32 protein-coding genes are annotated in these 23,066 nt (G+C 31.5%); 1 reads left to right on the top strand and 31 read right to left on the bottom strand.

Annotation, left to right across the window (positions count from 1 at the left end; translation table 11 throughout):
- Nucleotides 1-2: 2 nt before the first annotated feature.
- Both MOV50_RS11035 and MOV50_RS11030 read right to left on the bottom strand, forming a co-directional pair.
- Nucleotides 3-578: a YigZ family protein gene (locus MOV50_RS11035; protein WP_321777959.1), complete on the bottom strand. Its 576-nt coding sequence runs from the start codon at nucleotides 576-578 to the stop codon at nucleotides 3-5.
- Nucleotide 579: 1 nt separating this feature from the next.
- Entirely contained in the window at nucleotides 580-1,290 is a 711-nt protein-coding gene (locus tag MOV50_RS11030) for a YebC/PmpR family DNA-binding transcriptional regulator (RefSeq protein ID WP_321777958.1), read from the bottom strand.
- A gap of 333 nt (nucleotides 1,291-1,623) precedes the next feature.
- On the opposite strand from MOV50_RS11030, the gene MOV50_RS11025 reads away from it, so the two are divergent.
- Nucleotides 1,624-1,881: a hypothetical protein gene (locus MOV50_RS11025; RefSeq protein WP_321777957.1), complete on the top strand. Its 258-nt coding sequence runs from the start codon at nucleotides 1,624-1,626 to the stop codon at nucleotides 1,879-1,881.
- Between the two features lie 229 nt (nucleotides 1,882-2,110).
- Here MOV50_RS11025 and MOV50_RS11020 read toward each other — a convergent pair whose 3' ends face one another.
- From MOV50_RS11020 to hypA, 29 genes are all read right to left on the bottom strand, one after another.
- Complete coding sequence (locus tag MOV50_RS11020; protein ID WP_321777956.1) at nucleotides 2,111-2,842, bottom strand: tRNA 2-thiocytidine biosynthesis TtcA family protein; 732 nt, start codon at nucleotides 2,840-2,842, stop codon at nucleotides 2,111-2,113.
- 16 nt (nucleotides 2,843-2,858) lie between these two features.
- Entirely contained in the window at nucleotides 2,859-3,551 is a 693-nt protein-coding gene (locus MOV50_RS11015) for a 5'-methylthioadenosine/adenosylhomocysteine nucleosidase (protein WP_321777955.1), read from the bottom strand.
- A gap of 9 nt (nucleotides 3,552-3,560) precedes the next feature.
- Nucleotides 3,561-4,277 carry a nitrilase-related carbon-nitrogen hydrolase gene (locus tag MOV50_RS11010; RefSeq protein WP_321777954.1) on the bottom strand — a complete coding sequence of 239 codons (717 nt, stop codon included), beginning with the start codon at nucleotides 4,275-4,277 and terminating at the stop codon, nucleotides 3,561-3,563.
- On the bottom strand, nucleotides 4,278-5,216 hold the full coding sequence (gene fabD, locus MOV50_RS11005) for an ACP S-malonyltransferase (protein ID WP_321777953.1): 939 nt from the start codon (nucleotides 5,214-5,216) through the stop codon (nucleotides 4,278-4,280).
- A 14-nt stretch (nucleotides 5,217-5,230) separates the two neighbouring features.
- On the bottom strand, nucleotides 5,231-5,995 hold the full coding sequence (locus tag MOV50_RS11000; protein WP_321777952.1) for a Fis family transcriptional regulator: 765 nt from the start codon (nucleotides 5,993-5,995) through the stop codon (nucleotides 5,231-5,233).
- Nucleotides 5,970-6,488, bottom strand: a complete 519-nt coding sequence (locus tag MOV50_RS10995; RefSeq protein ID WP_321777951.1) for a peptidylprolyl isomerase — start codon at nucleotides 6,486-6,488, stop codon at nucleotides 5,970-5,972. The genes MOV50_RS11000 and MOV50_RS10995 overlap by 26 nt, the downstream gene beginning before the upstream one ends.
- Nucleotides 6,489-6,559: 71 nt before the next feature.
- Nucleotides 6,560-7,480, bottom strand: a complete 921-nt coding sequence (locus MOV50_RS10990) for a tetratricopeptide repeat protein (protein WP_321777950.1) — start codon at nucleotides 7,478-7,480, stop codon at nucleotides 6,560-6,562.
- Between the two features lie 3 nt (nucleotides 7,481-7,483).
- Nucleotides 7,484-8,038 carry an OmpA family protein gene (locus MOV50_RS10985; protein WP_321777949.1) on the bottom strand — a complete coding sequence of 185 codons (555 nt, stop codon included), beginning with the start codon at nucleotides 8,036-8,038 and terminating at the stop codon, nucleotides 7,484-7,486.
- A gap of 93 nt (nucleotides 8,039-8,131) precedes the next feature.
- Nucleotides 8,132-9,382, bottom strand: a complete 1,251-nt coding sequence (gene tolB / locus MOV50_RS10980) for a Tol-Pal system protein TolB (RefSeq protein ID WP_321777948.1) — start codon at nucleotides 9,380-9,382, stop codon at nucleotides 8,132-8,134.
- Nucleotides 9,379-10,068, bottom strand: a complete 690-nt coding sequence (locus tag MOV50_RS10975; RefSeq protein ID WP_321777947.1) for a cell envelope integrity protein TolA — start codon at nucleotides 10,066-10,068, stop codon at nucleotides 9,379-9,381. Before MOV50_RS10975 ends, tolB begins: the two co-directional genes overlap by 4 nt.
- Nucleotides 10,061-10,453: a biopolymer transporter ExbD gene (locus MOV50_RS10970; protein ID WP_321777946.1), complete on the bottom strand. Its 393-nt coding sequence runs from the start codon at nucleotides 10,451-10,453 to the stop codon at nucleotides 10,061-10,063. Before MOV50_RS10970 ends, MOV50_RS10975 begins: the two co-directional genes overlap by 8 nt.
- Before the next feature lie 3 nt (nucleotides 10,454-10,456).
- Nucleotides 10,457-11,023: a MotA/TolQ/ExbB proton channel family protein gene (locus MOV50_RS10965; RefSeq protein WP_415846370.1), complete on the bottom strand. Its 567-nt coding sequence runs from the start codon at nucleotides 11,021-11,023 to the stop codon at nucleotides 10,457-10,459.
- Nucleotides 11,024-11,026: 3 nt separating this feature from the next.
- Nucleotides 11,027-11,419 (bottom strand): ATP synthase F1 subunit epsilon, encoded by a 393-nt coding sequence (gene atpC, locus MOV50_RS10960; RefSeq protein WP_321777944.1) that lies wholly within the window; start codon nucleotides 11,417-11,419, stop codon nucleotides 11,027-11,029.
- 24 nt (nucleotides 11,420-11,443) lie between these two features.
- A complete protein-coding gene (gene atpD, locus MOV50_RS10955) occupies nucleotides 11,444-12,838 on the bottom strand; it encodes a F0F1 ATP synthase subunit beta (protein WP_321777943.1) in 1,395 nt (464 codons plus the stop codon).
- Between the two features lie 11 nt (nucleotides 12,839-12,849).
- Nucleotides 12,850-13,737, bottom strand: a complete 888-nt coding sequence (gene atpG / locus MOV50_RS10950; protein WP_321777942.1) for an ATP synthase F1 subunit gamma — start codon at nucleotides 13,735-13,737, stop codon at nucleotides 12,850-12,852.
- Nucleotides 13,738-13,747: 10 nt separating this feature from the next.
- The gene (atpA, locus tag MOV50_RS10945; RefSeq protein WP_321777941.1) at nucleotides 13,748-15,265 is read right to left on the bottom strand and encodes a F0F1 ATP synthase subunit alpha; all 1,518 of its coding nucleotides are present in this window, start codon (nucleotides 15,263-15,265) and stop codon (nucleotides 13,748-13,750) included.
- Nucleotides 15,266-15,289: 24 nt separating this feature from the next.
- Nucleotides 15,290-15,823: a F0F1 ATP synthase subunit delta gene (locus tag MOV50_RS10940; protein WP_321777940.1), complete on the bottom strand. Its 534-nt coding sequence runs from the start codon at nucleotides 15,821-15,823 to the stop codon at nucleotides 15,290-15,292.
- Between the two features lies 1 nt (nucleotide 15,824).
- On the bottom strand, nucleotides 15,825-16,340 hold the full coding sequence (locus MOV50_RS10935) for a F0F1 ATP synthase subunit B (protein ID WP_321777939.1): 516 nt from the start codon (nucleotides 16,338-16,340) through the stop codon (nucleotides 15,825-15,827).
- Nucleotides 16,341-16,350: 10 nt separating this feature from the next.
- A complete protein-coding gene (locus MOV50_RS10930) occupies nucleotides 16,351-16,773 on the bottom strand; it encodes a FoF1 ATP synthase subunit B' (protein ID WP_321777938.1) in 423 nt (140 codons plus the stop codon).
- Between the two features lie 90 nt (nucleotides 16,774-16,863).
- A complete protein-coding gene (locus MOV50_RS10925) occupies nucleotides 16,864-17,700 on the bottom strand; it encodes a ParB/RepB/Spo0J family partition protein (protein WP_321777937.1) in 837 nt (278 codons plus the stop codon).
- A 7-nt stretch (nucleotides 17,701-17,707) separates the two neighbouring features.
- The gene (locus MOV50_RS10920) at nucleotides 17,708-18,490 is read right to left on the bottom strand and encodes an AAA family ATPase (RefSeq protein WP_321777936.1); all 783 of its coding nucleotides are present in this window, start codon (nucleotides 18,488-18,490) and stop codon (nucleotides 17,708-17,710) included.
- On the bottom strand, nucleotides 18,487-18,885 hold the full coding sequence (locus MOV50_RS10915) for a hypothetical protein (RefSeq protein WP_321779667.1): 399 nt from the start codon (nucleotides 18,883-18,885) through the stop codon (nucleotides 18,487-18,489). The genes MOV50_RS10920 and MOV50_RS10915 overlap by 4 nt, the downstream gene beginning before the upstream one ends.
- Nucleotides 18,855-19,121, bottom strand: a complete 267-nt coding sequence (locus MOV50_RS10910) for a hypothetical protein (RefSeq protein ID WP_321777935.1) — start codon at nucleotides 19,119-19,121, stop codon at nucleotides 18,855-18,857. Before MOV50_RS10910 ends, MOV50_RS10915 begins: the two co-directional genes overlap by 31 nt.
- Nucleotides 19,102-20,010, bottom strand: coding sequence for a methionyl-tRNA formyltransferase (fmt, locus tag MOV50_RS10905; RefSeq protein WP_321777934.1), 909 nt, complete (start codon nucleotides 20,008-20,010; stop codon nucleotides 19,102-19,104). The genes MOV50_RS10910 and fmt overlap by 20 nt, the downstream gene beginning before the upstream one ends.
- Nucleotides 20,007-20,774, bottom strand: coding sequence for a glutamate 5-kinase (proB, locus tag MOV50_RS10900; RefSeq protein WP_321779666.1), 768 nt, complete (start codon nucleotides 20,772-20,774; stop codon nucleotides 20,007-20,009). Before proB ends, fmt begins: the two co-directional genes overlap by 4 nt.
- Nucleotides 20,774-21,874, bottom strand: a complete 1,101-nt coding sequence (gene obgE / locus MOV50_RS10895) for a GTPase ObgE (RefSeq protein ID WP_321777933.1) — start codon at nucleotides 21,872-21,874, stop codon at nucleotides 20,774-20,776. Before obgE ends, proB begins: the two co-directional genes overlap by 1 nt.
- 99 nt (nucleotides 21,875-21,973) lie before the next feature.
- A complete protein-coding gene (rpmA, locus tag MOV50_RS10890) occupies nucleotides 21,974-22,231 on the bottom strand; it encodes a 50S ribosomal protein L27 (RefSeq protein WP_321777932.1) in 258 nt (85 codons plus the stop codon).
- Nucleotides 22,232-22,251: 20 nt separating this feature from the next.
- Nucleotides 22,252-22,560 (bottom strand): 50S ribosomal protein L21, encoded by a 309-nt coding sequence (rplU, locus tag MOV50_RS10885; RefSeq protein WP_321777931.1) that lies wholly within the window; start codon nucleotides 22,558-22,560, stop codon nucleotides 22,252-22,254.
- A 62-nt stretch (nucleotides 22,561-22,622) separates the two neighbouring features.
- Complete coding sequence (gene hypA / locus MOV50_RS10880; RefSeq protein ID WP_321777930.1) at nucleotides 22,623-22,964, bottom strand: hydrogenase maturation nickel metallochaperone HypA; 342 nt, start codon at nucleotides 22,962-22,964, stop codon at nucleotides 22,623-22,625.
- Nucleotides 22,965-23,066: the final 102 nt, after the last annotated feature.

Genomic DNA, 23,066 nt, shown 5'->3' with positions numbered 1-23,066 from the left:
CTTCAACTAACAACTTTTACTACTCTTTGTAGTTTTTGCAAAAAGTCTTTCATATCTTCTTCACTTGCTTTAATGCTGTACATCGCTTCTAAGTCAAATACTTTGTCTATTACACAAACATTAAACACTTTACATTCATACTCAACTTTTCTAATATTTGAATATAAAAAGCTAATTTTTACTTCTATCTCTTTTTTATACTCTTTTAGTGTTGCTGTATTTATAACATTATTTACAGCTTCACTATAAGCACGAACAAGTCCTCCTGTTCCCAACTTTGTTCCACCAAAATACCTAACAACAATAACTGCAGAATTTATTAATGAGTTACCTTGTAGCACCATAAGACTTGGCTTACCTGAAGTTCCTTTTGGTTCTCCATCATCCGTGGAGTACTCTATTATTTGCTCAAACTCATTCAAATATCTATACCCAACAACAAAGTGTCTAGCTTTTAGATGCTCTTGTTTTAACTGTTCAAGTGTTATTTTAAAATCATAAAAAGGAGTAAGGTAAGCAATAAACTTAGATTGCTTAATCTCATAAGTATTTGTATATATTTTATCAATAAATTTCATATTACTCTATATTTGTAAAAACCTTTTGAACATCTTCGTCATCTTCAAGTTTTTCTAAAATTTTATCAATCTCAACTTGTTGTTGCTCAGATATAGATATAGGGGCATTTGCCATTCTCTCTAAATTAGCCTTTGTTATCTCTATCTTCATATCTTCAAGAGCTAAATTAAGTGTTCCAAAGCTTGTATAATCTGCTGTCACAAAACATACTCCATCTTCTTCTTCTATCTCTTGTAATCCAGCATCTATCAGTTCTAACTCTAGTTCTTCTATGTCCATTTCATCAGTTAGTTTAAACTCTATTAGTGCTTTTCTATCAAACATAAATTCTAAAGAGCCATTAGTAAGAAGTTCTCCACCTCTTTTTGTAATGATATTTTTAACATTAGCAACTGTTCTAGTATTATTATCAGTCATTGATTCTACAAAAATCAAAACACCATGAGGAGCCTTACATTCATAATTTACTTCAAGCATAGATGCTGTATCTTTTGCAGATGCTCTTTTTATCGCTGCTTCAATATTATCTTTTGGCATATTTTCTGATTTTGCATTTATAATAGCAGTACGAAGCTTTGAATTCATATCTGGGTCACTACTACCCTCTTTTGCCGCCATCGTAATAATCTTTCCTAACTTTGGAAACAACTTTGACATTGCACCCCATCTCTTTAATTTTGATGCTTTTCTGTACTCAAAGGCTCTACCCATAAAATTTTCCTTATTCTTAACATATAATTTCAGTATAATACCATATAGAGATAAGTTACAGACCATAAATAACTTCATTCTCAACAACATTTAAAAGGTTTAGGTTCAAGGCAAACTTTCTTTGGCGATACGAGTATCGTTAAAGTAAGTTTAACGCGGAAGATAAATCTTTTAAATGTTGCCCTTCGGGTGAGAAGAGAAGCTACAATCTACTTCGTTAAAAGCTCTTTAAGCTACTAGTAGCTCATGCGAACTTTCGCCTTGTATCTTATAGCTTCTCTTCTCATTGAGTATGAAGTTATTTATGGTCTGTAACTTAGATTAAGGATTTAAATGCGACTTAGTTTTAGACTAAAACACTATTTTTTTAGTGCTTTTCGTGAATTTTTTGTTCATCATCATGGTTCACTTGAGTTTCGTGCTAAAATATTTGCACTTATTATAGCTTCAAATAATGATTCTACTGTAGAGAGTTATGTAGCCGTAAAAAGTATTGGTTTACAAATATATAAAAATGATGAAGATAGGGTAAATTTACTTATGCTCTCTACAAAAGAGTTAGTAAAAAAGTTAAAGATAATAATGGCTTAGATATCGATACTTTAGTTTCAAGTATTCAAAAAGAGTTAAAAATCATACCAAGATATGCTAAAAAAATAGATGTAGAATCTTTAAAGCCAATCATCGCTTTAACTCATGATAAAGATACTCTGCATTATCAACATAATATTATTGAATTTTTATCCAAAATCAAAGAAGAAACTCTTCAAAATAAAAAAACACAGATTGAAAAAGATGAAGAGAATTTAGACTGTAGGTATTAAAGTGAAAACTTCTCTTTATCAAAAAAACTATCAACTGATATATTTTTAAATGCTGCATTTAGATTAGTGAAAAGTTGAGGGAATTCTTCTTCCATTTTAGCTAACATTTTTTTCATATTAGCACGAGCATGTGGCATCTTTACATCAAAGCGCATAGCAGGACAAGCTTCATCACCAATAGCATTTAGATTATTATCATCTACAAAAGCTTTAAGTTGGCGCTCACGCATCCCGATAAGAGGACGAATAACTATCAAACCATTTTCAGCCTTATATTTTGGAGCAAGACTTCGCATCTGCCCATTATAAATAAAATTCATAAAAAAACTCTCACACGCATCATCCAAGTGATGACCTATAGCTACTTTATTACAGCCTTTATCTTGCGCTGCAGTATATAAATATCCTCTACGCATTCTAGAAAAGAAGCTACAAAATGAAGAGTTTTTTCTTATTTTTTCTTTTGCTAATTCATAAACTTTTGTATCGATTACAATATGCTCAATATCATATTTTTTACAATGTGTACTCAAGTCATCATAATTTTCACCCATGCCATAACTAATAGTCACTGCAATAAAATCAAACTTAAAGGGAGCACGGCGTTGCTGTTCTCTCATAGCATGAATCATAGTAAGTGAATCTTTACCTCCGCTAAGTCCGACTAATATTTTATCGCCCTCTTCTATCAACTCAAACTCAGCATTTGTTTTGCCAAGTTTTGACATTATTTTTTTAGATAATTTAATCGACAAGCTTGTCAACCATTTTCATAATAAACTCTGCTGATATGATAGCACTTGATTCCATAAACTCATCAAAAGAAAAACTTGCATCTGTATCTGCTGTATCGCTTATTGCACGCAAGATAAAAAATGGAACATTTAGAGCATCACAAACAACAGCAACACTCGCACCTTCCATCTCCAACGCATCTGCGTTAAAGTGCTTAACTATATTATCTTTTACTACAGAATCATGTACGAACTGATCTCCAGTAGCTATGACACCTTCTTTAACTGTTTTACCAAGCTCTGAAGCTACTTCTTTTGACAACTCTAGTAGACCTCTATCTGCTTCAACAAATACACAACCACCTGGTACAAATCCCATAGGATGCCCAAAAGCTGTAATATCTAAATCATGTTGTGAAAGTTTAGATGCTACTATCAAATCGCCAATCTTAAGAGCTGAGTTAATTGCACCAGCTACACCAGAAAAAAGTAACTTATCACAATTAAAATGCTGTATCATTGTAGATGCTGTTAAAGTTGAAAATACTTTACCAATTTTTGAATAAGCAACAACAACTTCTACGCCATTATAAGTTGCTTCATAATATTCATTATCTGCATATTTTGTAGTTTTATATGAACCAAGTTTTTCAAGTATTGGTGCTATCTCTTCAGGCATTGCACCCATAATCGCTATCTTCATTTTTTTTCCTTATATTTCAAATGTTTTTATAATTGTTTCATAGTGAGGTAGCTTATGTAATACTTTTGCATTTTTATCTACAATACAACTTCCGCCCCAAAAACCAAGTCCATCTTCAAAACCTACACGATTAACAAAGATCACCTTTGCATCACAATGAAGAGAAGCTGATTTTAGCAAAGCTAACCATTGCTCTTGTATTTCTAAACCATCATCATCAAATCCACGAGCAGGAGAAGCTACAATTGCGATGATATAATCAGGATTTTCGTTAAAAAGTTGTTGATGAACTCCAGCGTGCCATAAATCTTCACAAACTAACATAGATATTTTTCCATGCGCGCTATCAAAACCTTCAAATAAGTTACCAGGACTAAAATAACGAGCTTCTTCAAACATTCCATAGTTTGGCAGATGCACTTTGTTATGCTGAGAAATAAGTTCCCCTTTACAAAAGTATAAAGCGGCATTTCTAAACACTTTATTATCTCTTATTGCTCCACCTATAATTATGTCAATCTCTACACTTAACTTTTTAAGTTCATATAATTCATCAATTTCATAAGCATCTTCAAAAAGTTTATCTTGTAACGAGTATCCATTAAGTGCTAATTCTGGAAATACAATTAAATCACTTTCACTTTTAAACTCGCTTATTATAGAAATAATTTCCAAAAGATTTGAACGGTTAAGCTTTGGAGAAGTCTGAGCTAATGTTACCTTCATTTAACTGCAAACTTCCTCTGTAACTTTTGCTAAAGATGCCATATCTGATATATTTACTGTTTTTAACTCTTTTGCTATTCTACGATTTAAGCCTTTTAAAGTTATACCATTTCCAAATTCTATTGCCATATCAACATCATTACAAATTGCTAAAATTGACTGTTTATATTTTACAGGTTTAACTAACTGATCTTTTAACAATAAAATAGCCTGTGCTTTAGTATTATATTTATTTGTTGTAACATTAGACACTATTGGAGCTTCAAAGCTATCATTTACCATACTTGACATCAACTCAGCCAATGGCTCTTGAGCAGGTGCTAAAAGTTCACAATGAGAAGCTACTGACATATCTAAAAGTATCGCTCTTTTTGCTCCAGCATCTTTAAATATTTGCTCTAAAGATATTAAATCAGACTTCATACCAGCAACAACGAGTTGTCCATCTTGATTATAGTTAGCAGGCCAAACTTTCTTCCCATTATTTTGAGCATCTGAACATACTTTTTCAACAGACTCATCATCAAGTCCCACTAATACCATCATTCCAGCTTCTATTGTTTCACAAGCCGATTGCATAAACTTACCACGATTATGAACTAACTCAATAGCATCTACATAATCAATAGCTCCAGATGCACAAAGAGCAGAAAATTCACCTAGAGAATGACCTAAAAATAGTTCAGCTTTAATATCTGGACACGATTCTTTAAAAAGTTTATATGCTACCATTTGAACAAGTAAAATTGCAGGTTGAGTATATGCTGTTTGACCTAATTTATCATTTTCTTCAAAAATCAATTCTTTAAAATCAACACCAATTCTTTCACCTGCTTTTGCAAACATTTCACGAGCAGTCTGTGAATTTTCATAAAAATCTTTACCCATTCCTACTGCTTGAGAACCTTGTCCTGCGAATATCATTGCTATTTTTTTCATATTTTATCTCCTGTTTATAAATATTTTTTATTATCTGCTATTTTTTTTCTTAATGTATTTCTATTTAAACCCAATTTATCTGATAGTTGAAGTTGTGATTTAAACTTTGCTAAACCAGCTTTAATAAGTGGTGCTTCATAAAGATACAAAAAGTTTCTATAATCACTTTGTGAACCTAATTTATTTATAAGAAAGTTTTCTATTATCTCCATTAGCTCAACATCTTTAATATCACCAAGTAAAGAATGAATCATCACTTGTCTTTTTAACGATTTAGAATTTTGAGATAAATCTGGAGTAAAATTTTTACTATTAAATTTCATACTACTTGAGAAAAGTAAAGAAGCTTCATGGGCAAATTTTTTTACTAACTCATCTACATCTTCACTTCTTTGAGTAAGTGGAGGTATATCAAATTTAACACTAAAAATATCATCAAGATATTCATTTACAAAAGAATTTTTTATCGTTGCTATAACTCTTATTTTATTGGTATTTATTACACTTATAATATTTTTAATATTTGGTGAGTTTTCTAAGTTAAGAATTATAATTTCATTAACACTTTGTAAAGTTGTAAGTATTTCATTATACTCAGATGCTTCAATAACTGGAGCATCTGGAAGAATATACTGTGCTAGAGTTTTTTTCCCAACACCTATTTCTCCAACTATAAGAGCATTTACACTAAGTGTTTTTAAAAGTGTTGCTGTTTTAAATGCTTGCGCAGAAGAGTCACAAGCAGTTATAAAATTAGTTGCATCCACAACCAGTGCCACCACCAGTACCACAACATTCGTCATCTTGCTTATTCTCTTGTGGAACGCCAGTCATAGCTTCTTCGGCAGATGCTTCTCTTACATTATTTACAGTAACTGCAAACATCAATGATTTTCCTGCTAAAGGATGGTTAAAATCAATAATAATATTTTCTTCGCCAATTTCTTTTACGATAACTTGAACCGTACCACCATCTTCACCTTGTCCATAAAGAGTCATACCAACTTCTAAGTCAATTCCAGAAAACTGATCTTTTGGAACTTCTTGTTTAGCTTCTGGTTTTAACTCACCATAAGCATCTTCAGGTTTAACTAAAATATCAGCTTTTTCACCTATATTCATGTCAACTATTCCATTTTCTAAACCTGGAATTATTTGACCTTTTCCAAACATAAACACTAATGGTGCTCCACCTACATTACTATCTACCACTGTTTCACCATCACGAACTTCATATTCTATTGATACTATTTGATTTGCTTCAATTGCCATTTTTATAAGCCTTATATTATTTTTAGAAATTTTATCATAAAGATGCATAATATTACTGAAATATTATGCAACTACTTCATCTTATTAAGTTTATTTTTTGCTGTTGAAGCCTGAGAAGAATCTGGATATTTAGAAATGATACCTTTATAAAAAGATATTGCATTTTTATTATCACCTGTTTTTTGCATCGCTACTGCTGTATGTAACATAAGTAAAGGCATATAAGAAGCTTTAGAGTATGAAGAAGCACTCTTTTTAAAGTATGCAATAGCATCACTATAATTTTTTCTATAGTACTTCATCTCACCGACCATATAATGTGCACGGGCTGGTTTATAATTTTTTTCAATTAAATGAAGATAATACTCCATACTTTTAGTATAGTACTTTTTATCATAAAGTTTTCTTGCTTCTTTTGCTATTTTAGCATTGGACATGCCATCAAATTTAGACTTTGTAGAAGTTGATTTTGTTTTTAGTTCTTTTACCACTAACTCTCTAAATTTATTAAAATCATTTACCAATATATTAAATTTATCTTTAGATACATAGTTTTTGTTTATATCTTTTAATAGGAGAGAGAGCTCATCACTTAGTTCTTGAAGTTTTTGTATATCTTGAGAATTTTTTTGAGATACGACACTCAATCGTTTTTCATACTCATTTACATTTAGTAATTCATCACTATTTTTTTTATCTAGACTCTTTAAATTAAATTTATTTTCCTGAGATTTTTTACTCAAACCTTCAATAATAGTTTGCAATCCATCTATTCTTTCTCTAAGAGAATCAACTCTATTGGCTTGATTATTACTTTTTACAACAACTTTTTTTAGATTTTTTTTATTTTGAAGAATTACTTTTTCACTTGAAGTTAAGCCATAAGGTTTAGAATTATCTAAATCACCTGCACCAAAAGCAGATGGTTCAGCATTAAGAATACTGCATGCAGAAATAGTTGCCAAAAAGGCAACTAAAAAAGATTTATTCATAAATTATGGAAGAAGTTTGAAGTCAACGCGACGATTTTTTGCCCAACAATCTTTTGTTTTATCATTACAAGCAGGATTACTTTCACCATAACTAACCATTGTGATACGACCTGCGTCTACACCCTCAGCAACTAATGCTTTTTTAACGGCAGAAGCTCTTTTAAGTCCTAGTGCAAAGTTGTACTCATCACTACCCCACTCATCACAATTACCTTCTAACTTAACTGTAAAAGCACCAGCAGTACCATTTGCTAAAGTAGCACTATTTGTTACTTTATCTTGCATATCAGCACGAACATTGAATTTATCATAATCAAAATATACTGATAACAATTCTTTTTCTAAATTTGCCATCATCATCTCATTAGAATCTGAGTTTGACATACTATTTTCACCAACTGCTACATCTGTTACAGAAACAGTTTCAGTCTTTACAGAATCAACTTCTTGAGCCTTAACAACTTTTTCTGCTTTTTCATCAACCGCTGGTGTTTTGTCTGAACAACCACTAAAAACTAACATCGCAATAGCAATACTCGATATAACTAAACTTTTCATATTTACTTACCTTCTTTTTAAGTTATATAGATTGTACCAAAATAATAGTAATAAATCAGCATAAAGCAAATTTAAATTATAAATTTAACTCTTTTACCAATCCATCGCTTGCAGTTTTCCATATTTTAATGGAAAAAGATAGTTTTTATTATGATTTAATCTTATAATCCCAATAGAACTTTGATTCTTATAATTTTTTATGAAAAGAATAGCATCTCCATCTTTTGAAAATCTTGGAAATTCATTTACCCCCGTTGCAGTCAATCTTCTAATAAAATCTGTTTTTGTTGAAATGAGGTGTAAATTAAATGTATTTTTTGAAAAAGCATTTGAACTTTCTCTTGATTTATAAACTATATATTCACCGTATGTACTACAAGCCGCATTACTTTTCCCATAATATACCATTTGCTCAACGCTACTATTTCCTATAACTTTAGAAAATACATTTGGATAACCTAACCTTCCAGAAATAAAAACAATTTTTTTATCATTTACAAATTGAGCATTTACATCTATTCCGCCATATCTTGTTATTCTTTTTGTCTTAAAACTTTGAGTGTCGTATAGATAAATATCAGGTTGTCCTTTTGGAGCCATTGTAAGAAGTAATTTTTTTGAATCATTACTTACATCTGAACATATCATCATTCCATCAGATGAAATGATTGCTTTACTTTTTCCTGTTTTTATATCTACATATTTTAGAGTAGGTTTTTTCATATCAAGAGCTGTATAGTAAAATGCAGTTTGTTCCTTGTTTGCCCATTTTGGGAAAATACTAAAACCACCTTTAACCATTGTATGCTGATAAGCAAGTGTATAATCAGCGATTACTATCTCAGTTTTTTTAGGACCAATAACTCTAGAAAAAATAACTCGTCTTTTCATCCATTCAACAGAAGAAGCTTCCATATATTTATTTATATCATAAGCGATAGTATGAGCAATAAAGACATATACATTTTTTCTATTAATTCTATATTTTTTTTGTAAAACTACTTCATTATTTTTAAGAAGCTTTAACTCTACATTTAAGGCACCATCATCATCTTCAGACATTTTATATCTTAAAACAAAATCCATATTCTTATTTTCAACTACTACATCAGTATTATTGTAATGTGTTTGACGATGATACCTATCTACATTAAATAGCGATATAACATTTAAATCTGCTACAAGTGTCTTAAAAAATCGCAATCTAAAGGTATCATCATAGCTAATAGAAGAGTCTTCCACCGCAATCGTTGGAAGTGATTCTACTTTTTTTATAACATCTATTGTTGCATCATTTGCAAAGGACAAAGAAACGATAAATATCCAAGATAATAATATTTTCAAAATTTTTCCTTATTTTCAGGTATTAAATTAATAGTTGCTCTAAAAGATTGATTTTGTATATTAGTAGGAAAAAGTACTACGCGCAATCTTTCTTTTATTTTATCACACTCATCATTTAGGCTACTATTCTCAGAATAAACCAATATTCTAAAATCTATCAATTTACCAAGTGAAGTTAATTCTATTACAGCTTTTACACTGTGTCCTTGTGAATTAGGAGGAGGAATAAAGTTTTGGTAAACTAAGGCTTGAATTTTAGCTAAATATTCGTTAACTTCATCCGCCGTAGATGATTTTTTCAACTCATTGTCTTTAGTGATTTCTATACTCTTTTGGATATTTTTTTCATTAGTAACTTTTATCTTTTTAGATTTTTTACTTATATCAGTTAATCTTTTATTATCCACTTTTTTTTCTACTTTTTTCTTTTTATTTATTTTTTTGGTCCATACATCATTAAAAAGGTCATCAATATTTACATCTTTTGGTTCACTAAGACTTTGTGCCGCTTTGGTTTGAATATCTGGGAGTTCTAACGAGATAGTAATGAAAGTATCTTTTTTTAAAGCAAATATATTTACTTTAGATGTTGATACCATCATAAAAAAAACTATAAAAGAAAAAAAAGAAAATAACGATATAGAGATAAGACCACTAATATAAAAATATGAGTTATTATTAGCCATTTGTAGCTAGAGAAACCTCAGAAAAACCTGCTTGTTTAACCGCAGCTAAGACTGACATCACAACACCATATTCCAACGATTTATCTGCACTTATAAGCACAGTTGCTTTTAAATCTAACTTTTTAGAATAAAGAAAAAAATTATCCATAAATTCATGAAGTGAATAATTGTCTTTATTTATTTTAACATTTAACTCTTTATCTATTGAAATATGAACAGGTGAGATTTTTGATAGTTGTTTGCTCATTGAACCTTGTGGCAGTTTAATATTTTCTTCATATATAATATTTGGAGCAATAACCATTAATATTGCAAGTAAAACTAACATTACATCAACAAGCGGTGTAATGTTTAATTCTGGTTTATCTTCCCAATCATAAATCATAAGTTACGCCTTACGAGCTAATATCGCATCACTTTGCATCTGAAGAGCACCAATAAGTTCAAAAGATTTTCTTTTTAGCATCTGATGATATGTATATGCAAAAATTGCAACAAAAATACCTGCAGCAGTTGCTACAAGAGCATCTGAAACTCCACTAGAGATAATAGACATACTTCCACTACTTTGACCAATATGAGTAAATGTATCTAAGATCGATACAACAGTTCCAAAAAGTCCTATAAAAGGTGTAGTAGACGCAAATATAGAAAGGATAGATAAACCTTTTGTCGCTTCTTTAGTAGCAGCTAACATAGCTAAATCTAAAATTTCTCTTCCTATATTTGTGTTAGTTTTTATAAAATTATTTAAAAAAGAGTCGGCACTAACAGTTGAAGTCCCTAAAAGAAGTGACTCTAAAGAGGCATTTTCTTTTTCAAGCCAACTGTTAATAGAAAAATAACGGTAGAAAAAAACCCAGTTTAAGACTATAAAATATACTGACAAAAGAACCAATACACCCAAAGTAACTGGGTGACTTTTTAAATAAAAGTCAAGAAGACTGTTAATCATATACTATAACAGTCTTTGAGCAGCAGTTTCTATTTTAGCGGAAACAGAAGCTATAGCTGGGTTTGCATCAGCGATGTCGCTGATAAGTTTTTTAGCATCTTCGAGTGCAGTAGCGATGCTACTTTCATTGTCACCACGAATAGCAACAGCACCTTCAACTAAAACAATTATTTTTGCTTCATCAACTTGAACAACACCCCAATTAATTAAAATTGATTCAACTGATTTGTCTTCTTTTTCGATGTCAATCACACCAGCTTCCAACAAAGTTGATAGTGAAGCATGATGTGGTAGTACACCGAACTCTCCTTCTTCGCCAGGAAGAGTTACACTAACAGCTTCACCATTAAAGATTTCGCCATTAGGAGTTAGGATTTCAAGTTTTAACTTATCCATTACAGTCCTTTAATATATTATGAGTTATTTTTGCTTTGCAGCTCTTTCTTTAGCCTCATCGATATTACCAACCATGTAAAATGCATTTTCTGGCATATCATCACAATCTCCATCAAGAATTGCTTTGAAACCTTTAATACTATCTTCAAGAGAAACATATTTACCAGGAGAACCTGTGAATACTTCAGCAACAAAGAATGGTTGTGATAAGAATTTTTCAATTTTACGAGCGCGTTCAACAACATTTTTATCGTCTTCAGAAAGCTCATCCATACCAAGAATTGCAATAATATCTTGAAGGTCTTTATATTTTTGAAGTGTTTGTTGAACACCACGAGCAACATTATAATGTTCTTCACCAATAATTTGTGGATCAAGTAATCTTGAAGTTGAATCCAATGGATCAACTGCAGGATAAATACCTTTTTCCGCAATTTTACGGTTAAGTACTGTGGTTGCATCTAAGTGAGCAAAAACAGAAGCAGGAGCTGGATCTGTTAAATCATCCGCAGGTACATAAACAGCCTGAACTGAAGTAATTGAACCTTTAGAAGTAGATGTAATTCTATCTTGTAAAGCACCCATTTCACGAGCTAGAGTTGGTTGATAACCAACAGCTGAAGGAATACGACCAAGAAGTGCTGACATCTCTGAACCTGATTGTGCAAAACGGAAGATATTATCGATAAACATCAATACATCAAGACCTTTTTCATCTCTAAAGTACTCAGCCATTGTAATACCAGTTAGTGCAATACGGTTACGAGCTCCTGGAGGCTCACTCATTTGACCAAAACAAAGTGCAACTTTATCAAGAACATTAGAGTCTTTCATCTCATGGTAAAGGTCATTTCCTTCACGAGTTCTTTCACCAACACCAGCAAAGATAGAAAGACCATCATGACCCATTGCAACATTATGAATAAGTTCCATAATAATTACTGTTTTACCAACACCCGCACCACCAAATAGTCCAACTTTACCACCCTTAGAATAAGGAGCAAGTAAATCAACAACTTTGATACCTGTTTCAAACATCTCTGTAGTAGTTGACTGCTCAACTAGTGGTGGAGGTGCACGATGGATTGACCATTGTGGTGCATCTGTAATTGCTTCACCACCATCAATAGTTTCTCCGATTACATTAAAGATTCGTCCTAGAACTTTCTCACCAACAGGTACTTTTATAGGTGAACCTGTAGCAGTAGCTTCCATTCCACGAACTAAACCTTCACTCATATCCATTGCAATCGTTCTAACACGACCGTCACCTAAGTGAGCTGCAACTTCTAAAACTAAACGAGTTTCAGTACCTTCTAAATTAATCTTAACTTCAATTGCTTCGTTAATCGTCGGAAGATAACCTTCAAAATCAACATCAACAACCGGTCCAATTACCTGGCTTATTTTACCAATCATATTTTTCTCCATTATTTCATAGACTCCACACCACTTATTATCTCAATAAGTTCTGTAGTAATAGCTGCTTGTCTTGCTTTATTAAACTTAATATTTAACTCTTTAACCATGTCTCGTGCATTATTTGTCGCTGTATCCATTGCTTGCATACGAGAAGCATGTTCAGCAGCAACTGAATCAATAAGTGCATAATATATAGCGTATTCAACATATCTGTTTACTAAAGAATCTAACATATGTTCTTCATCTTGCGCTTCTATTTCAAGCACTGATTTTTTTGCTTGAGCACAATCAAATTGCTCAGTATCTACCGGTAGAATATTACTAACATGTAATTCTTGTGAAATCATATTTTTATATCCATTGTAGATTATATGAAGACCATCGATTTTTCCATCTTTATAGTCTTCAATAGAAATTTTAATAAATTCATCAGCTCTAGCTTTGTCAGGTTTTGAACTCAAATCTATAACTGAGTCAAAAAGTTCAACTTCATTATATTTAAAAAATTCAACACCTTTTTTACCGATTCCGCGTAAGCGTACTTTTACATTTTTGCTTTTGTAATCTTTTATTAGTTTTTTAACAGCTTTAATAGTTTGAATATTAAAACCACCACATAAACCTTTATCAGCAGTAACAAAAATAATGTCAACCATTTTTGGGTTTTCAATCTCTATAAAACAGCGATTGTCAATCCCACCAACTTTATTACATTTTATACGCCCAGCTATTTCGGCAATAACCTGATTCATTTTTCCAGCATAAAGACGAGAGCGTTTAGCAAGCTCTTCTGCACGACGAAGTTTTGCAGTTGATACAAGCTTCATTGCACGAGTAGTCTTTTGAGTATTTGAAACACTCTTTATCTTTCTTTGAATATCTTTCAAGTTTGCCATAAAGTTTTCCTTACGCTACTACAAAAGTAGCTTTGAATTCTTCAAGTGCTTTGATTAACAATGCTCTAGTATCATCATCTAGCTTTAAAGTACTTCTTATATTCTCAAATATTTGAGGATAAGATGCTTCAATAAATGGATACATTTCAGCTTCAAAACGAACAATATTAGAAGGATCAAAATCATCTAAGAAACCTTCATTACCAGCAAAGATAATAGCAACTTGTTTCTCAGCAGAAAGAGGAGAAAAAGGCCCTTGTTTTAAAACTTCAACCATTCTTTGTCCACGCTCTAGTTGCTTACGAGAAGTTTCATCAAGATCAGATGCAAATTGAGCAAATGCTTGAAGTTCACGATACTGAGCAAGGTCAAGTCTTAAAGTACCAGCAACTTGTTTAGTAGCTTTAATCTGAGCTGCACCACCAACACGAGATACTGAAAGACCAACATTAATAGCTGGACGAACACCCGAGTTAAATAGTTCAGTTTCAAGGAAAATTTGACCATCAGTAATTGAGATAACATTAGTTGGAATATATGCCGCAACATCACCAGCTTGAGTTTCAATAATAGGAAGAGCAGTTAAACTACCTGCACCATCTTCATCACAAACTTTTGCAGCTCTTTCAAGTAAACGAGAGTGAATATAAAAAACATCACCAGGATAAGCTTCACGACCTGGAGGACGACGAAGAATAAGAGACATTTCACGATATGCAACTGCATGCTTAGATAAATCATCATAAACGATTAGACCATGTCTAGCATTATCACGGAAATATTCACCCATAGTAACACCAGTATATGGAGCTAAAAATTGAAGTGCAGCAGCTTCAGCAGCTGTTGAAGATACAATAATTGTATATTCCATTGCACCATGTTCTTCTAAGCGACGAATAATTTGGGCAACTGTTGATTCTTTTTGACCTATTGCAACATAAATACAAACAACACCGTTACCTTTTTGATTGATAATAGCATCTATTGCGATTGTTGTTTTACCAGTTTGTCTGTCACCAATGATAAGCTCACGCTGACCACGACCAATTGGAACAAGTGCGTCAATAGCTTTAATACCAGTTGCTAATGGTTCATGAACAGATTTTCTATTCATAATTCCAGGTGCTTTTTCTTCAACGAAACGAGTTTCAGTTGTTTCTATTGGACCTTTACCATCTATTGGCTCACCCAGTGCATTTACAATACGACCTAAAAGTGCATCACCTACAGGGATACGAAGAAGTTTACCAAGTCTTTTAACACTCATACCTTCTTTAAGTTCAAAACCAGGACCTAAGATAACTACACCTACTGCACTTTCTTCAAGGTTCATTACTAAACCTTTAGTTCCTTCTTCAAACTCTACCATCTCTCCAGCCATAACATTGCTAAGTCCATAAACTTGTGCAACGCCATCAGCATAAGAAACAATCTTACCTGTTTCATTAATATCAACACTTAATTCAAAGTTATCGATACGCTCTTTGATTATTGAGCTGATTTCATCAGCTTTAATTTTTGCTACCACTATATTTTCTCCTCTCGTTGAAAGTTAAATTGCTTTTGCAATATGTTCTATGATTTGACTATTAATTCTTGATTTTGAAAAATTAATTTCTATCCCAAGATCTTCTACATTTACCTTGATACCATCAAAATCATCTTTAATAAATTCAAGTGAAATCTTTGAATCAAATTTTTTACTCAAGCCACTACTTAAATCTTTCATAACTTTTGCATCTATATCAGTATCACTATAAACAACACCGCTATAAGTTTTACTTGTATGAGCTGCATCTTTTCTCATTCCTTCCGCTAAAGCTGGAATGATATTAATACGGCTGTTTTCTACAAGTAGTTTAATTAAAGTATTGATACTTTCAGACTTAGCAGGTTTTACTGCCGCTAAAAGAATTTCTAACTTTTGTTCATCACTTACTTCTGCACTATTCATTATTTGAATAAATTTAGTATTTTTAAATGCTTCAGCTAAAGCCTTAAATACAATGGTTATATTTCCCATTGATTTCGTGTCAGTACTTGTTTTTAAAGCTTTTATATATCTTTTTGCAATTAATTCTTCCATACTACGCCACCTTCTTTAAGATAACATTAGCCATTGCTTCTTTATCAAAATCATCATTAGTTTGATTTAAAACTTCTTTTAATACATCTTCAACAACAATTCTAACCATTCTTCTTTGCTCAAATTCCATTAAAGAAATATTTTGCTTACCAATATTTTCTAAATCAAATTCACATTGAACCATTATATTGTCATTAAGAATCTTATTTTCTTTTTTAGAAATAACTATTAATTCTTCTGCAAATTTCTTAGCATCTGAAATTTTAGTTAATGCATCATTTTTAAGTGTTACAGACTCATTTAACTTATCTTGAACTTTTTGCAATTCGTCAGCAATTCCTTGACTTCTTGCAGCAAAAAAACTCTTTGCAGGTTCAGCAACCAAATACCAAACAAGACCAGCAAACAGTAAAAAGTTAACTGTTCTTTGAACTATATCTGTGCCTCCACTTTCTGCCCCACCAGATGCTAATGCATAAGTTGATAATATTGTAATCAATAATAATATTTTACTCACATGACATCCTTTATATTTGACTGAATTTAGCTTTTACAGCTTCTTTGAACAATGGAATTTGTGACATCAAGTCACCCACCAACTGTTCTTTAGACTCAGCAAGTGATTGCTCAAATTCTAAATACTCACTAGCTAATTCAGCACGCTTTGCTTCTAGCTTACTATCTGCCAACTCTTTGGCATCTTCAATAACTTTCTCTCTTAGGGCCGAAGCTTCCAGTTTAGCACTATTAATTATTGATTTGGCTTCTGAATGTAAAGCATTGATTTCATCATCATTGTTTCCTACTTTTTGTAGGTCTTTTTTGATGTCATCATCTCTTTTATTCATAAAACTAAATAATGGATTATAAAGCCAACTGTTCAGAACGGCTATCAGCGAAAGAAACACAACGAATGTAGCTAAAAGTAATATCGGATTTATATCTAACATAGCACCTCCTAAAAGTTGCGTGATTATACAATTAGAAAATTGAAAGAATGGTTAAATTGAAAAAGAATTTTATAATTTAGTCTAATACTTTTATAAACGACTAAGAAAGTCATCAATTTGACTCTCGTTGTCAAATTCAATCGTTATTTTATTTTTGCAAGATTTAGTTTTGTACCCTAGAAAGTCAAATTTCTCTTTTAAATCAGAAAAATCATATGCTGGAATATTAATTTTTTCTATAAAAGGAGATTTTGTTTCTTTCATATTTTTTATAATTGATTCAACTTCTCTTACACTAAGTTTTTGGCCAATAATAGAATTTACTACAAGTTGCTGTTGTTTTTCATCAAGTCCTATTAAAACTTTTGCGTGTCCTGCTGTGATTTTTTTCTCTATTAACGCTTTTTGAGTTTTAAGTGAAAGTTGTAAAAGTCGAATTGTATTTGTGATATGTGTTCTACTTTTATGTATCTTTGTTGCCAACTCTTCTTGAGTTACATCATACATTTTTAAAAGCTCGCTATAAGCCTCTGCAAGTTCTACTGAGTTTAACTCATCTCTTTGAATATTTTCAATTAAAGCGAACTGACGCATTTTTCGTTCATCAGTATTTAACAAAATAGCACGAATTGTCTTTAGTTTTACAAGCTTAGATGCTCGAAGTCTTCTTTCTCCTGCAACCAATACATATCCATCTATATCTTGACTAACTACTATTGGTTGAAGTAAGCCATCATTTTTTATAGACTCACCAAGCTCCAAAAGAGAACTCTCATTAAAATATTTTCTTGGTTGGTATGGATTTGGTCTAATATCTTTAAGAGATAACTCTATTACGCTATCTTTTGATGAACTTTCATTGTCATAAGCTTCATCCATCTCCCCCAAAAGTGCATCTAGTCCACGACCAAGTTTCATTGTTTTCATACAAGCCTCACGATATTATTGTTTGTGCTAAGTTTTGATAAGCGATAGAGCCCATTGATTTAACATCATATAATATAGCCGGTTTTCCAAAAGATGGAGCTTCTGCTAGTTTTACATTTCTTGGAACTACTATATATTTATTTTTTGAATCTTTAAATAGTTTACCTTTAAAGTGTTGAGAAAGGTCAGCAAAAACTTGTTTTGATAAATTGTTTTGAGAACTAAACATAGTTGGTAAAAAACCTTTTATGCTTAATTTTGGGTTTATAGACTTTCTAACTAACTTTACAGTGTTTAAGAGTTGTGCAAGACCTTCAAGCGCAAAAAATTCACATTGGATAGGTATGATAACAGAATTTGAAGCTGAAAGTGCATTTATTGTCATTGGACCAAGTGCTGGAGGAGAATCTATAATAATATAATCATAATCTTTTTTTATATTTGCTATTGCTTTTTTTAAAACTAATTCTCTTCCATCTTTATTATCATTATCATAGTATTCTTTCTCAATTCCTACTAAACCTATATTTGAAGGTGCAAGATGCAAGGTAGGTAAATCTGACTTTAAAATTATATCTTTTAATTTTTTAGTCCCTATAAGAACATGATAAATATTAAATTCATAATCATTTCTATGAAAACCTAAAGATGTTGTCGCATTCGCTTGTGGATCAGCATCTATAAGAAGCACTTTTTTTTCTGCAACAGCAAGTGAAGCCGCTAGATTTACAGCAGTTGTTGTTTTACCAACACCACCTTTTTGATTTGCTATTACTATTACTTCACTCATCTTGTACTATATATCCTTTGCCCATTATGCATTATTGAACCATCCGTTAAAAGTTTTACATCTTCTAAAGATATTCTTAAACTTTTAGTATGCGTATAAAAGTTTTTATTCTTAACAAATTCTAACTTATATTTACTAAAAACTTCCTTCCATGAAAAAGTTTTTTCTATATTTTTAAAGTAATTCTTTAGTAATCGTTCTCTATCAATTTTTATGTCTAACCTAGAAAATCCTTTTGGAGAATTAAGAAGGTTTAGCCCTACCCCACATAACAGCACATTATCTACTATATTTGTAATCATTCCACCTATTTTTTTATCTTTTATATAAAAATCATTAGGCCATTTCAACCAAACTTCTGAATTTAAATAATTAAGTGTATTTTTAAGATATATGCGAAATATATAGACGCTGACTCAAGTTTTAAATCTTTAGGTAAATCTTTTAACTCAATCCCAAAAGATAAGAATAGATTTCCTTCTAAAGAATCCCAATAATTATCTCTGCTTCCTACACCTTGTGTCTGATTATTTGATACAACGGCATATGGAAAACTTACCTTTTTATTTTTTATTAAATTTTTTAGATGTTTTTGAGTAGAGTCAATGGTATCAAGATAAAGTATCTGCAAGATTTAATCTTTTTCCATTAATATATGAAAGTATATCCATCTCTTTTTTAGATGCTGGTTGAACTTTAAAAATACGAATACTTCCCTTTTCGCATCCAACTACAATAGATTTTTTATCAATTAGTAAAATTTTACCTTTTTCATTTACAGAATGAACTTCTAATAGTTCTATATGTTTTAATTTTAAAGCACTTGATAAATAAATTGCTGGCCAAGGAGTAAAGGCTCTATATTTATTATATAAATCACTAGCATTATCAAAACTTATTTCCCCGTCTTTTTTAGTTATTTTTTTACAATGTGTAGCTTTAAGCTCATTTTGTTGTTTTGGAGTATATGATTTATAGTTTTTAAGTACTTCTAGTATTAAGTCAGCTGCACAAATAGTCAGTCTATCAAACAGACTCTCTACCATCTCATCATCATCTATGTCAATTTTTTTTATTTTTAAAATATCACCAGTATCTAAACCGATATCCATAAGCATAGCTGTTACACCTGTTTGCTTATCAGCACTAAGAATACTCTGTTGGATTGGACTTGCACCTCTATATTTTGGCAATATTGAAGCATGAAGATTTATACAAGGGGCATGATCTAATATTTCTTTTGGAAGTATTTGTCCATATGCTGCAACAACAATATAATCACACTCAATATTTAGAAGTTCTTTTACTACTTCCTCATCTCTAAGTCTAATTGGTTGATATACTTTTATCTCATTTTCTTGTGCTAATATTTTGACAACAGGAGCAGTTAGTGTTTTTTTACGACCTACTGGCTTATCAGGTTGAGTATAAACTCCAACTACATTCATTTCATCTGTTTGAATTATTTTTTGCAAAATTTCTTTTGCATAATTTGGAGTACCCATAAAAATAATATTCATGATTTAGTCTTTGTAAAAAGTGTTCCACCTATATGGTTTTTATCAAGTAAATAACTCTTTATATCACTTAAATCAAATCCTGTTGCTAAAAAAGTATCTATATCATTTTGTAAAAGATACGAAGCTGCTTTTAGTTTTGTAACTATTCCACCTGTTGCAAAAGTACCGTGAGGAGTTACATTTTTATCTAAATCTTTTTTATCAATATAATTTACAACTTTAAGTATTTTAGCATCTGAATTTTTTCTCGGGTCTTTATCATAATAAGCATCTATGTCAGATAGTATAATTAAGATATCAGCTTCTATATGTTTAGTTATGTACGCTGATAGTTGATCATTATCTCCAACTTCTAACTCATCAGTCGTAGTTGCATCATTTTCATTTATAATAGGAAGAACACTATTTTTTAAAAGTGTATCAACTGTATTTTTGATTTTACTTATCTCTTGAGCTTTACTAAGATTTGCAGCTGTTAGTAAAACTTGAGAAATAATAATACTATGTTGAGAAAATTTCTCGGCATATGTATGCATTAATATTGGTTGCCCAATAGATGCTAGGGCTTGTTTATTTGTCAAAATACTTCTATCTAGTTGTATTTTTGTATATCCAGCAGCCACAGCACCAGAAGATACTAAAACAACTTCATTATTTTTTCTTAACTTGGCTAAAAAATCAACTAACGCTTGCATTCTTTCTAAAGCGATAGAGTCATTTTCAGCTAAAACTGCACTTCCAACCTTAACAACAATTCGCATTATTATTTTCTATTTGTTTGTACTAAGTTAAATAAAGCATATTTAATTGCTTCAATATTTTTAGAAGTTGCTGAAGATATTGGTGCAACAAGATATGGAAGTTTTTTATCATAACCAAGAGTTTCATCTGCTGAGTCTTGAACAAAATATGGCATCGATGAGTCAAAGTTAAACTCGCAAGAACTATTCGCTTTTAAACCTAGAAGGTCTAAAAAACCACTTACTAGTGAATTTATCTCATCAGGAGGAACGATATCTACTCTTGTTAAAGCTATCGCATAGTTACTATCTCCTAGTTTTTCGCTAAATGAAGATATTTCATCTTTTAAAACTTCTATCTGTTCTTTTAAGTCACGATATGAAGCTAAATCAACCATATACAAAAGAGTCTTAGTTCTCTCAATATGTCGTAAAAATTGGATACCTAAACCTTTACCTTCATGTGCTCCACCAATAATACCTGGAATATCAGCCATTACAAATGACTCAAAATCTCCAATATTTACTTGACCAAGTTTTGGGGTAAGTGTTGTAAACTCATAGTTTGCAATTTCAGGTCTTGCATTTGATACTGTTGAGATAAGAGTAGATTTTCCAACATTTGGAAAACCAACAAGTCCAACATCAGCTATAAGTTTCAGGTCTAACTTAATAGCTCTAGTTTCACCTTTTTCACCAGGTTGAGCATAAGTTGGTCTTTGATTTGTTGGTGATTTAAAGTGAGTATTTCCAAGCCCACCTTTTCCACCCTGTAAAAACTTCTCTTCTTGACCATCTTTAAGCATATCAAAAAGAACTTCACCACTATCAGTATCTATAATTTGTGTTCCAGGAGGGACAATGATTACTTTCTTCTCACCAGACTTTCCTGACATGCGAGAAGCTTCACCTTGTGCTCCACCATTTGCTTTTAAATGCATTCTTCTTTGAAAGTGAGAAAGAGTATGTGTGTTATTATCGCACTTAAACCAAATGTCACCACCTTTTCCACCATCTCCACCATTTGGACCACCATTTAGTACAAATTTTTCTCTACGAAATGCAACACACCCTTGTCCACCTTTACCAGATGAAACTGTTAATTCGACACTATCTGTGAACATTGTCATTCCTTTATATTTTAAAAATTTTTACTAAATTGTGAAAGAGTTTAAAAACTCTGTGAGGAAGAAATATTTGGGCAATGCCCAAATATTGAATAATTATGTAGCAGGTACTACTGAAACTTGTTTGCGTTTTTTATCTTTTCTCTCAAAAGTAACAACGCCTTCAATTAGTGCAAATAAAGTGTGGTCTTTACCCATACCAACATTTCTACCTGGATGAACTTTAGTTCCTCTTTGACGAATGATAATGTTACCAGGGATAACTACTTCACCACCAAACTTCTTAACACCAAGTCTTCTACCAGCTGAGTCACGATTATTCTGTGTACTACCTTGACCTTTCTTATGTGCCATACTATGCTCCTTATTTTAGCTTATGCAGCTATTTTCGTGATGCGAACACGAGTGAAATCTCTTCTGAAACCTCTTTTAACTTTAGAGTCTTTACGACGGCGTTTTTTGAAAATAATAATTTTTCTTTCACGACCTTCATTAATCACTTCTGCAGTAACTACGGCACCATCTACAAATGGAGCTCCGAATTTAAGTTCACCAGCATTAATTGCTAGAACTTCTGTAATTTCGATAGTATCTTTTGGCTCTAATGACATTTTGTCTAATAAAAGAATGTCACCCTCTTGAACTTTATATTGTTTACCACCGTTTTTGATAATTGCGTACATATACAATTCCTTGAATCTTTATAAAAGTTCGCAATTCTACCCAAACAAGCTTTAAGTTTTGTTTAATTAAGTTCTAATTGCATTAAATACATATCTTCACCATCGATAATTTTTATGTCCACACCCTTACAAATAGGGCAACAGTAGTCTAATTTTCCTATTGTTGATTCTTTTTGACAATTATTACATTTTATAACTATATCTTGCATATTAATGATAAACTCTGCTTCTTCACAAATTGTCTTTTCTTTAAATGTATCAAATGCTGTTTGAAGTAAACTTGGTTCTACTCCACTCATAATACCTATTTTAACTACTACTTTTAATACTTTTGTAGAATTATTCTCTCTTGCATTATCTTCACATGAATCCAAAAGTGATTGAACTATACTATACTCGTGCATATGTTATTTCCTTAATTTTATTTCATAAAATAAAGGGAACCCTTTATCTATGATAACGGCATCGGAAGTATACCCTCAAGGGGCACCTAGATTCCGTTACCT

It is taken from the genome of Sulfurimonas sp. (assembly GCF_029027585.1).
Taxonomy (GTDB): Bacteria; Campylobacterota; Campylobacteria; order Campylobacterales; family Sulfurimonadaceae; genus Sulfurimonas.
This window is presented reverse-complemented; position numbering and strand designations above follow the sequence as displayed.